Annotated in this window: 13 protein-coding genes; 6 read left to right on the forward strand and 7 right to left on the reverse strand. The window is 65.5% G+C overall.

All coding sequences use genetic code 11. The features are described from left to right. From QMG28_RS13180 to QMG28_RS13190, 3 genes are all read left to right on the forward strand, one after another. Positions 1-282: a DUF7742 family protein gene (locus tag QMG28_RS13180; RefSeq protein ID WP_281842772.1), complete on the forward strand. Its 282-nt coding sequence runs from the start codon at positions 1-3 to the stop codon at positions 280-282. Positions 283-343: 61 nt separating this feature from the next. After that, positions 344-559, forward strand: coding sequence for a hypothetical protein (locus QMG28_RS13185; RefSeq protein WP_281842773.1), 216 nt, complete (start codon positions 344-346; stop codon positions 557-559). 66 nt (positions 560-625) lie between these two features. After that, positions 626-910 (forward strand): helix-turn-helix domain-containing protein, encoded by a 285-nt coding sequence (locus QMG28_RS13190; protein WP_281842791.1) that lies wholly within the window; start codon positions 626-628, stop codon positions 908-910. Here the strand turns inward: QMG28_RS13190 and QMG28_RS13195 are convergent. Both QMG28_RS13195 and QMG28_RS13200 read right to left on the reverse strand, forming a co-directional pair. Beyond that, entirely contained in the window at positions 907-2,061 is a 1,155-nt protein-coding gene (locus QMG28_RS13195) for a tetratricopeptide repeat protein (protein ID WP_281842774.1), read from the reverse strand. The genes QMG28_RS13190 and QMG28_RS13195 overlap by 4 nt on opposite strands. A gap of 92 nt (positions 2,062-2,153) precedes the next feature. Continuing rightward, complete coding sequence (locus QMG28_RS13200; protein WP_281842775.1) at positions 2,154-2,900, reverse strand: hypothetical protein; 747 nt, start codon at positions 2,898-2,900, stop codon at positions 2,154-2,156. Positions 2,901-2,997: 97 nt separating this feature from the next. On the opposite strand from QMG28_RS13200, the gene infC reads away from it, so the two are divergent. Next, on the forward strand, positions 2,998-3,642 hold the full coding sequence (gene infC, locus QMG28_RS13205) for a translation initiation factor IF-3 (RefSeq protein ID WP_434784444.1): 645 nt from the start codon (positions 2,998-3,000) through the stop codon (positions 3,640-3,642). Between the two features lie 67 nt (positions 3,643-3,709). On the opposite strand, the gene QMG28_RS13210 is transcribed toward infC, so the two are convergent. After that, a complete protein-coding gene (locus QMG28_RS13210; protein ID WP_281842776.1) occupies positions 3,710-4,048 on the reverse strand; it encodes a TraR/DksA family transcriptional regulator in 339 nt (112 codons plus the stop codon). A gap of 76 nt (positions 4,049-4,124) precedes the next feature. Between QMG28_RS13210 and cysE the strand changes: the two genes are divergently transcribed. After that, positions 4,125-4,934: a serine O-acetyltransferase gene (gene cysE / locus QMG28_RS13215; RefSeq protein ID WP_281842777.1), complete on the forward strand. Its 810-nt coding sequence runs from the start codon at positions 4,125-4,127 to the stop codon at positions 4,932-4,934. Between the two features lie 391 nt (positions 4,935-5,325). Continuing rightward, complete coding sequence (locus tag QMG28_RS13220; RefSeq protein ID WP_281842778.1) at positions 5,326-5,904, forward strand: Tll0287-like domain-containing protein; 579 nt, start codon at positions 5,326-5,328, stop codon at positions 5,902-5,904. Positions 5,905-5,968: 64 nt separating this feature from the next. On the opposite strand, the gene QMG28_RS13225 is transcribed toward QMG28_RS13220, so the two are convergent. The 4 genes from QMG28_RS13225 to QMG28_RS13240 all read right to left on the reverse strand — a co-directional run. Then, positions 5,969-7,267, reverse strand: coding sequence for a pyruvate dehydrogenase complex dihydrolipoamide acetyltransferase (locus QMG28_RS13225; protein ID WP_281842779.1), 1,299 nt, complete (start codon positions 7,265-7,267; stop codon positions 5,969-5,971). Positions 7,268-7,277: 10 nt separating this feature from the next. Continuing rightward, positions 7,278-8,648, reverse strand: a complete 1,371-nt coding sequence (locus tag QMG28_RS13230; protein WP_281842780.1) for a pyruvate dehydrogenase complex E1 component subunit beta — start codon at positions 8,646-8,648, stop codon at positions 7,278-7,280. A 13-nt stretch (positions 8,649-8,661) separates the two neighbouring features. Continuing rightward, positions 8,662-9,651, reverse strand: coding sequence for a pyruvate dehydrogenase (acetyl-transferring) E1 component subunit alpha (gene pdhA, locus QMG28_RS13235; protein ID WP_281842781.1), 990 nt, complete (start codon positions 9,649-9,651; stop codon positions 8,662-8,664). A 37-nt stretch (positions 9,652-9,688) separates the two neighbouring features. Continuing rightward, the coding region (locus QMG28_RS13240) for a hypothetical protein (RefSeq protein ID WP_281842782.1) at positions 9,689-9,943 on the reverse strand (255 nt) is incomplete at its 5' end.

Below are 9,943 nucleotides of genomic sequence, written 5' to 3' on the forward strand. Positions count from 1 at the left end.
ATGCGCCCGGTTCTGCACGGCGATCTGACCATGGCGGGGCTGGCGCTGCTTGCCGCCCCGCCGGAGGCGCGGCCCATGCTCCTCGCCAGGATGCTGGAAGAGGCGGACCGGGCCGATAGCTACCGCAAGACGACCGGCCGCGCGCATCCGCATCTGGGCTGCGGCAGCCTGATGAGCGTGGCGATGTCGCGTCCGCGCATGGCCGAGCCCTATCTCGACGATCCGGATTATGCGGCGTGCCTGGGGCTGGTGCTGCAGGCGTTGGTGGCGCGGGCGCGGTGAGACTGGCTGTATTAAAGGGTCTCTCGCCGGGACGCGGCTTTCAGCGTGCTTGAGAAAGTTATTGACAAACAATGATGTAGGAGCAGTTTTCACCGGAAAACCGGAAAACCGGAAAACCGGAAAACCGGAAAACCGGAAAACCGGAAAACCGGAAAACCGGAAAACCGGAAAACCGGAAAACCGGAAAACCGGAAAACCGGAAAACCGGAATGTGATCCGCTTCGCCGGTTTTCCTGCCCTGTCAATCTTTCCGAAACCATTTCCCGTCATGAATTGATCCGGAACGAACCATGTACATTCGGAAAGGTTTACGATGATTGACGACCAATCCCTGGCACGCAGCATGAAGGCCCTTGCCCATCCACGGCGGGCGATGATCTTTCGTCTTCTCGCGCAGGATCCGGGGGCCGGGCGTGGCTTTCGAAGGCTTGCCGATCGTACCCGGCTGCGAGACTCGTCGCTCGCCCATCATCTGCGCGAGATGGAACGCGGCGGTCTGCTGCGCCGGCATCGGCGCGGTGCCGAGGTGGTCTTCAGCCTCAGTGTAACGGAGTTGACCCAAGCGCTCGCCATCGCGTTGCGGCTTGGCGAGGCAAGCCGGTCGTCCGGCCCGCAGCGCGCCGCCTAGTTGGAGCGCAGCCGGCGCATGGCGGCGCGGGTGCCGGGGCCGACCTTGCCGTCGAGCGGGCCGGAATAGAGCGCGCGGGCCGCGAGCAGGCGTTGCAGCGCGATGGCGGTGTCGCCGTCCCAGGCGGCCGAAGCGCGGGTTTCGGGCCAGTTATCGCCACTTTCGAGCGCGCGCAGGTAGAAGCCGGCGGCCCGGTCGGGATCGCGCCGGTCGGGGGATTTTTCGAAGACCTCGCCGATATAGGAGAGCGCCTCGACCCGGCCCGCCGCGCGGGCGCGGGCAAACCAGGCGATGGCCTCGGATGTATCCTGCGTCACGCCGTCGCCCACCAGATAGAGATTGCCGAGGCTCAGCATCGCCTGGGTATCGCCCGCATCGGCGGCGCGGCGGTACCAGCGCGCGGCGCCGTCGAGATCCTGCGCCATGCCGATGCCGTTTTCCATCATCCAGGCGAGGTTGCCCATCGCGCTCGCCTCGCCGGCATTGGCTGCCTCGGTGTAGAGCGCGAGGGCCCGGGCGACGTCGCGCGGCAGGCCCTGGCCCTGCGCCAGCAGCCAGCCCAGATTGTTCATCGCCCGCGCCTCGCCCGCCGCCGCGGCCTTCTCGTACCAGCGCACCGCATCGGGGATCGAGGCATCGGTGCCGCGCCCGGTCTCGTAGGCCCAGCCCAGCTCAAACTGCGCGCCGGCGATCCCGGCTTCGGCGGCGATACGGAAGGCGTTGATCGCGGTGGCGGCGTCGGCTTCGGCGCCGTTGGCCACCAGAGCGAGGCCGAGCGCATAGCTTTCTTCAGGCTCGCCCGGCATCGCCGGGGGTTCTGGCGTGGCGTCGGCGCTGTCGGGGACGGGAAGGGGGGCGGTTTCGGTTGCCGCTGCGCGCGGCGTCTTGGTGGCCGCGTCAGCCGGGCCGTCCACCGCGGGTGGCGGGCCTTTCGCCAGCCAGCCCGCCGCGACGATATAGGCCACGTCGTCGGCGATGGCAGGGTCCACCTCAGGCGAGAGGGGAACGGTCAGCGTGATGTCATGCTCCAGCCCCGGCGCGCCTGCGGATGGGGGATTGGTAATCGCCGACCCGTCCTGCCCCGAGGCGGGCGCGGCGGCAACAGCCAGTGCTATGACAGAAAACAGAATCCCAGGCTTCAAATCGCGCATCATCACTCCCTCGACGCGGCGACCCTATGGCCAGCGCGCAGTGGGTGCAACATGGGTTCGGGAGCCGGGCTGCCCCGGCTCCCGCAGGGCGGTCAGAGCCCCATTGCCTGTTTGATCTGGTCGATCACGCCCGGAATGAGATCCGGGTTGTCGCCGGCCTGCTCGATCGCGCCGATCAGCGCGGTTTTCTGCGCCTCGCCGAGATCGCTGGCGCGCACCGTCTCGATGAGCTTGGCCGCGTCGAAGCTTTCGGGCGACAGCAGATCGGTGACCGACATCGCTTCGTCGGCCATCGTGGTGGCGGTGTCAGCCGCCGTGTCGCCGGCACTCTCCATCGTGTCGCCGGCGCTGTCCATTGCATCGCCGGCAGCGTCCATCGCGTCATCGGCCGCATCCATGGCGTCGTTCGCGGCCCCGGCGGCGTCGTCGGCCATGTCGGAGGCCGCATCGCCCGCCGCATCGACGGCTTCGCCCACCGCATCGGCGGCGTCGCTGGCGGCGCCGGTCACCGCGTCGGTGGCCTCCTCGGCCATGTCTTCAACGGCGTTTGCCGCATCGTCCGCCATTTCGGCCGCGCCCTCGACGGCATCGGAGACCGCATCGGCCGCCGCGCCGGCAGCGTCTTCAACGGCTTCAGCCGCTTCGTCGGCGATCGAGCCGGTTTCCTCTTCGGCCGCCGCGCCATCGTCCTGCGGCGCGGTCTCGGTCTCGGTCGACGCCGCCGGTTCGACCGGTTGAGCCTGGTCCGACATCAGCTTGTCATTCTGGGCGTTCCACCAGGCGTAGCCGCCGATAGCCACGACGGCGATTACGATAATTGCAATCCACGTCTTGTTCATGACCCAATCCTCTCTGTCCGGCAGGGCGCACCCCGCGCCCCGTCTCTCCTGCATCGTTCAAACCGTTTCCACGGGGCAAGAGCAAGGGGAGCCTTGCATGCCGCTTCCCCTTGGCAGAAATCGGCTTGAAAGCAGGGGGTCCGGGCTTTACCTTCTGCGCCCGAAGACTTGCGAAAACCACAGAAGGATCGCCACCATAGCCCGCAGACCGCACAATGCCCCGCCGACTCGTGATACTGGCCCCCGGGTCAATGACCGAATCCGCGCCCCTGAAATCCGGCTGATCGGAGCCGAAGGCGAAAATATCGGTGTTGTCACGCCGGAGCGCGCAATGCAGCTCGCGGAAGAAGCCGGCCTCGACCTGGTCGAAATCTCGCCCAACGCCGCCCCGCCGGTCTGCAAGATCATGGATTTCGGCAAGTTCAAGTACGAGACCCAGAAGCGCGAAGCCGAGGCCCGCAAGAAGCAGAAGACGATCGAGATCAAAGAGGTCAAGTTCCGCCCGAACACCGACACGCATGATTACGATGTCAAGATGCGCAACGTGGTGAAGTTCCTTGAAAAAGGCGACAAGGTGAAGGTGACGCTGCGGTTCCGTGGCCGCGAGATGGCCCACCAGCATCTTGGCCGCGAGCTGCTCGAACGGGTGGCCGAGGATGTGAAGGAACTCGGCAAGGTCGAGAACATGCCGAAGATGGAAGGCCGCCAGATGATCATGATGATCGGGCCGCTGTCGAAATAATCCGGGTCTGACCGGATGCCGGAAGCCCCCGCTGGTTGGCGGGGGCTTTTTTGCGCCGCGATGCGCCTCAGCCCTGCGCGCAGGAGATGCAGGTGGGTATGGCCGGATCGAAATCCAGCCGCCCGGGCGCGATCTCTTCGCCGCATTCGGTGCAATAGCCAAACTCGCCTTCGTCCATCCGCGCGAGGGCGGCGGCGATGCGCTGGCGGGTGGCGGCGCGGCGCGCCTGGGTGGCGTGGGCCATCGCCTGGCCCTGCAGCGCATCCATCCGGCTGAGCCTGCCGACGGCGCCTTGATCGAGCTCGACGGTCTTCTGCCCCTCGGCCCCGAGCGCGTCTTCGGTGTCGAGCCCGGCCAGCATCGCGGCGAGCCGTGCGCGGTATCCGGCGCGTTTTTCCTGATCCATCGCGGTGTCACGCCTTTGCGTTTGGAAATCCGACCATATCTGTCGTATATAAGCCCGGCAAGAACAGGAGGGCCGCATGGCCGAGACCCGCGCAAAACCGATTGTCATTGATCCGGTCTGGGACCGGATCACCGCCGAGGCCGAGGTGGCCGTGGGCCGTGAGCCGCTGATGGGCGGGCTGATCCATTCCTGCGTGCTGCATCACAGCTCTCTGGAAAAGGCGCTGTCCTACCGGATTTCCGCCAAGCTCGCGTCGAACGAGATGTCGATGCTGGTGCTGCGCGAGGTGGCCGATGAAGCCTATGCCAGCGATCCCACTCTGGCCGAGGCCGCGCGCGCCGATCTGATGGCGGTGCTGGAACGCGACCCGGCCACCCACCGGTTGCTGCAGCCGATCCTCTATTTCAAGGGATTCCAGGCGATGCAGGCCTACCGCGTCTCGCATTGGTTGTGGAAGCGGGGCCGCAAGGATCTGGCCTTTTTCCACCAGATGCGCGCCTCCGAGGTCTATGGGATCGACATTCACCCGGCCGCGAAGATCGGCAAAGGGATCATGATCGACCACGCCCATTCCATCGTCATCGGCGAGACAACGGTGGTCGGCGACAATGTCTCGATGCTGCATTCGGTCACGCTCGGCGGCACCGGCAAGGAAGACGGCGACCGGCATCCCAAGATCGGCAACGAGGTGCTGATCGGGGCAGGCGCCAAGGTGCTGGGCAATATCCGTGTCGGCTGCTGCTCGCGGATCGCGGCGGGCTCGGTCGTGCTGGAAGATGTGCCCGACGCCACCACCGTGGCCGGGGTGCCCGCCAAGGTGGTGGGCGGCGCGGGCTGCGAGCATCCCTCCGCCGAAATGCGTCAGACACTCGATGAAGGCTGCTGACCTTTTGGCGAAGTTCCGCCGATAACCTCCTGATTTCACACTGGTTGATGACAGGCTTTGCGACTCGCTCCAGTCTCCGCCCGTTCACTGACGTGGGAGACGAACATGCTGCGTATGTGGATCGCCACCGTGGCCGGCTTCTCGGCCCTGTTCCTTGTGGCGATTGCGGTCGTCTGAGACCGATGAAATTTACCCCGCCGGATTGCCCCAACCGCAGCCGGCGGGGTTTTTTGTTTGTCGCCGCTCATCCCTGAAAATTGGCCTGTCGCGCGCCATTGGCCCAGACAGTTTGTCGCAGCGCGCCATTTGCGCGACGGAACCCGCGCCGGCGGGCGTAACCTATCCGTGGCATGGTCACGAAGCGCGCGAGGTAACTTCATGGGAGACAAACATGAAACGATTGATGATGGCGGCCTCTGTCGGGGCGCTGGGTTGCATGGCGTTGCCCGCCATGGCGGCGGATGACATCGACGCGCTGACCGGCGAGGCCGGGGCGCTGATCCAGAGCTTCTCCGGCACCTTGCAGGGCGAGTTGCGCGCCGCGATTCAGGCGGGCGGGCCGGTCAACGCGATATCGGTCTGCAACGAAAAGGCCCCGGCGATTGCCGCCGCGGCCTCTGCCGACAGCGCCTGGACGATCGGGCGCTCCAGCCACAAGCTGCGCAGCCCGGACAATGCGCCCGACGCCTATACCGCCGCCGCCATCGAGGATTTCGTGGCCCGCGAGGCGGCGGGTGAGGCCGCCGAGACACTGGCGAAGGCCGAGATCGTCGAGGAAAACGGCACGCGCGTCTTCCGCATGGTCAAGGCGATCCCCACCGGCGAGGCCTGCCTCAACTGCCATGGCGGCGATGAGGTGAAGCCCGACGTGGTCGCCAGGCTGGCCGAACTCTACCCGGACGACATGGCGCGGGGCTTCGCGCTCGGCCAGATGCGCGGGGTGTTCACGCTCACCAAGGTACTGGACTGACGCAAAAAAGCCCCGGCCTCGCGTCGAGGCCGGGGCGTTTGTCTGCGCCCTTGGCGGGGCTTGGTCAGGCCAGCATCGCCATCGGGTTTTCGAGATTGTCCTTGATCGCGGCGAGAAGCTCGGCGCCAAGGGCGCCGTCGATCACCCGGTGGTCGACCGAGAGCGTCACGCTCATCACCGTGGCCACGCCAAGCTCGCCATCCTCTTTCACCACCGGTTTTTTCACACCGGCACCCACGGCGAGGATCGCGCCGTGCGGCGGGTTGATGACGGCATCGAAGTTTTCGATCCCGTACATGCCGAGATTGGAGATGGCGAAGCTGCCGCCGACATATTCATGCGGCATCAGCTTGCGGTCGCGGGCGCGGGTGGCGAGGTCTTTCATCTCCGCCGACAGGGCCGAGAGCGATTTGACCTCGGCATCCTGGATCACCGGCGTGAACAGCCCGCCATCCACCGCCACGGCCACCGCCACGTCGGAGGGGGTGAGCTTCAGGATCCGGTCGCCGGCCCAGACGGCATTGGCCATCGGCACCTGTTGCAGCGCCAGCGCGCTGGCCTTGATGATGAAATCGTTGACCGAGAGCTTCACCCCGCGCGGCTCCAGCTGGGCGTTGATCTGGGCACGGAAGGCGAGCAGATCGTCGAGCAGGATATCGCGGCGCAGGTAGAAATGCGGGATGGTCTGCTTGGCCTCGGTGAGCCGCGCGGCGACCGTCTTGCGCATCCCGTCGAGCTTGACCTCTTCGTAGGCGCGGCCCTCGTACATCTTCATCACCTGCGCGGCATCGGCGCCGGCGGGCATCGTGGCTTTCGGGGCCGCCTCGGCAGGGGCGGCGGCTTTGGCCGGGCCCGGCTCTGCGGTTTCCACGTCTGCCTTCACGATCCGCCCGCGCGGGCCGGAGCCGGCGATTTCGCCCAGGTCGAGCCCCTTGTCCTTGGCGATCCGGCGCGCCAGCGGCGAGGCGAAGATGCGCGCGCCATCGGCGCGTTGCGGCGCGGCGGGGGCCGCTGCCGGGGCAGGGGCTTCGGGCGCCTTTTCCGCGGCCTTTTCTTCGGCTTTGCTATCCGCGGCGGGGGCTGGTGCTGCCTCGACATCGCCGATATCGTCGGCGCTTTCGCCCTCTTCGAGCAGCACGGCGATGGGGGTGTTGACCTTCACCGCCTCGCTGCCCTCGGCCACGAGGATCTTGCCCATCGTGCCTTCGTCGACGGCTTCGAACTCCATCGTCGCCTTGTCGGTTTCGATCTCGGCGATCACATCGCCGGAGGCGACGGTATCGCCCTCTTTCACCAGCCATTTGGCCAGCGTGCCTTCCTCCATCGTGGGAGAGAGCGCGGGCATCAGGATTTGTGTGGGCATCTCTCCCTCCTTACCGGTAGGTCACGGATTTGGCGGCCTCGACCACCTCGTCGACCGTGATCAGCGCGTGTTTTTCGAGATTGGCGGCATAGGGCATCGGCACGTCTTTCCCGGCGACGTTGATCACCGGCGCATCGAGCCAGTCGAAGGCTTCCTGCATCAGCACCGCCGAGATATGGTTGCCGATGGAGCCCACCGGCCAGCCCTCTTCGATGGTGACGCAGCGGTTGGTCTTCTTCACGCTTTCGATCACGGTGGCGGTGTCGAGCGGGCGCAGGGTGCGCAGGTCGATCACCTCCGCTGCAATGCCCTGTTCGGCCAGCTTGTCGGCGGCTTTCAGCGTGTAATCCATGCCGATGCCGAAGCTCACCAGCGTCACGTCCGTCCCCTCGCGCCAGATCCGCGCCTTGCCGAAGGGAATGGCGTAATCGTCAAGCTCGGGCACCTCGAAGGAATGGCCGTAGAGCAGTTCATTTTCGAGAAAGACCACCGGCGTATCCGAGCGGATCGCGGTTTTCAGCAGGCCCTTCGCATCGGCGGCGGAGTAGGGCATGGCGACATGCAGGCCGGGGATATGCGCATACCATGCCGCGTAATCCTGGCTGTGCTGGGCGGCAACGCGGGCAGCCGCCCCCGAAGCGCCCCGGAACACCACCGGCACCGACATCTGCCCGCCCGACATGTAGCGCGTCTTGGCGGCGGTGTTGATGATGTGGTCGATCGCCTGCATGGCGAAGTTGAAGGTCATGAATTCGACGATGGGGCGCAGGCCCCCCATCGCCGCGCCGGTGGCGAGGCCGGTGAAGCCGTGCTCGGTGATCGGCGTGTCGATCACCCGCTTGGCGCCGAACTCGTCGAGCAATCCCTGGCTGACCTTGTAGGCGCCCTGGTATTCGGCCACTTCCTCGCCCATCAGGAACACGCTGTCATCGGCGCGCATCTCTTCGGCCATCGCATCGCGCAGGGCCTCGCGCACCGTCATCTCGCGCATCTTGGTGCCCTCGGGGATCTCGGGATCACTCGGCACCACGGTCTCCACCGGCCTGGCCGCCGCCGGTTCCGGGTGATGGCCCGCGCCCTGTTCGTGGGTGACGTCGTGGGCGGCGGTGACGGAGGCCGCGGCATCCTCGGCGCTTTCGCCCTCTTCGATCAGCACGGCGATGGGGGTGTTCACCTTCACCGCCTCGGTGCCTTCGGCGATGAGGATCTTGCCGACGATGCCTTCATCGACCGCCTCGAATTCCATCGTCGCCTTGTCGGTTTCGATCTCGGCGATCACGTCCCCGGCGGTGACGGTATCGCCCTCTTTCACGTTCCATTTCGCCAGCGTGCCCTCTTCCATCGTCGGGCTGAGGGCTGGCATGAGAATTTCGGTTGCCATCTGTGATGTCTCCTCAGGCGTAGATGTCGGTCCAGAGCTCGTCGAGGCCCGGTTCCGGGCTCTCGCGGGCAAAATCGGCGGCTTCGTTCACGATGCCCTTGATTTCCTTGTCGATTTCCTTGAGCTCATCCTCGCCCGCATGTTTGCCCTGCAGGATCAGCTCGCGCACATGTTCGATGGCGTCCTGCGTTTCGCGCACTTTCTGGACTTCCTCGCGGGTGCGGTACTTGGCCGGGTCCGACATCGAATGGCCCCGGTAGCGGTAGGTTTTCATCTCAAGGATATAGGGGCCCTTGCCGGCGCGGCAGTGGGCGACGGCGCGCGCGCCCGCCTCCTTCACCGCCAGCACATCCATCCCGTCGACCGCTTCGCCGGGGATGCCGAAGGCTTCGCCACGGGTGTAGATATCGGGGGTGGAGGTGGAACGGCCCTGCGCCGTGCCCATGGCATATTGGTTGTTTTCGATCACGAAGATCACCGGCAGCTTCCACAGCGCGGCCATGTTGAAGGTTTCGTAAACCTGGCCCTGGTTCGCCGCGCCATCGCCGAAATAGGTGAAGGTGACGCGGCCGTTTTCCTTGTACCGGTCGGCGAAGGCGAGGCCGGCGCCGATCGGCACCTGCGCGCCGACGATGCCGTGACCGCCATAGAAGTGCTTCTCGACCGAGAACATGTGCATCGAGCCGCCCTTGCCCTTGGAATAACCGCCCTCGCGGCCGGTGAGTTCGGCCATCACGCCTTTCGGGTCCATCCCGGCGGCGAGCATATGGCCGTGGTCGCGGTAGGAGGTGACGCGCTTGTCGCCCTCTTCGGCGGCGGCTTCGAGCCCGACCACCACGGCTTCCTGGCCGATATAGAGGTGGCAGAACCCGCCGATCAGCCCCATGCCATAGAGCTGGCCGGCCTTTTCCTCGAATCGGCGGATGAGCAGCATCTCGCGGTAATAGGTGAGCAGTTCTTCCTTGGAAGTGTTTGATTTCTTTGTGCTCTTGGCGGCGGCCATTCGCATCCTCCTCACGGGTGAGTGAATTGGTTTAGTATTAAACTATTTTATACCGCAAAATGCCCGGGCAGGCGAGGGGGTTTTGCTTCGGGGGCTGGAAAGCTGCCATGCGGGTGGGGAATAGCGGCATTTGAGGGCTTGCGCGCCGCTCGGCCGAGTGGCCCGTTTCACCGGAAAACCGGAAAACCGGAAAACCGGAAAACCGGAAAACCGGAAAACCGGAAAACCGGAAAACCGGAAAACCGGAAAACCGGAAAACCGGAAAACCGGAAAACCGGAAAACCGGAAAACC

The sequence above is a fragment of the Sinisalibacter aestuarii genome, assembly GCF_027923545.1.
Lineage (GTDB): Bacteria > Pseudomonadota > Alphaproteobacteria > Rhodobacterales > Rhodobacteraceae > Sinisalibacter > Sinisalibacter aestuarii.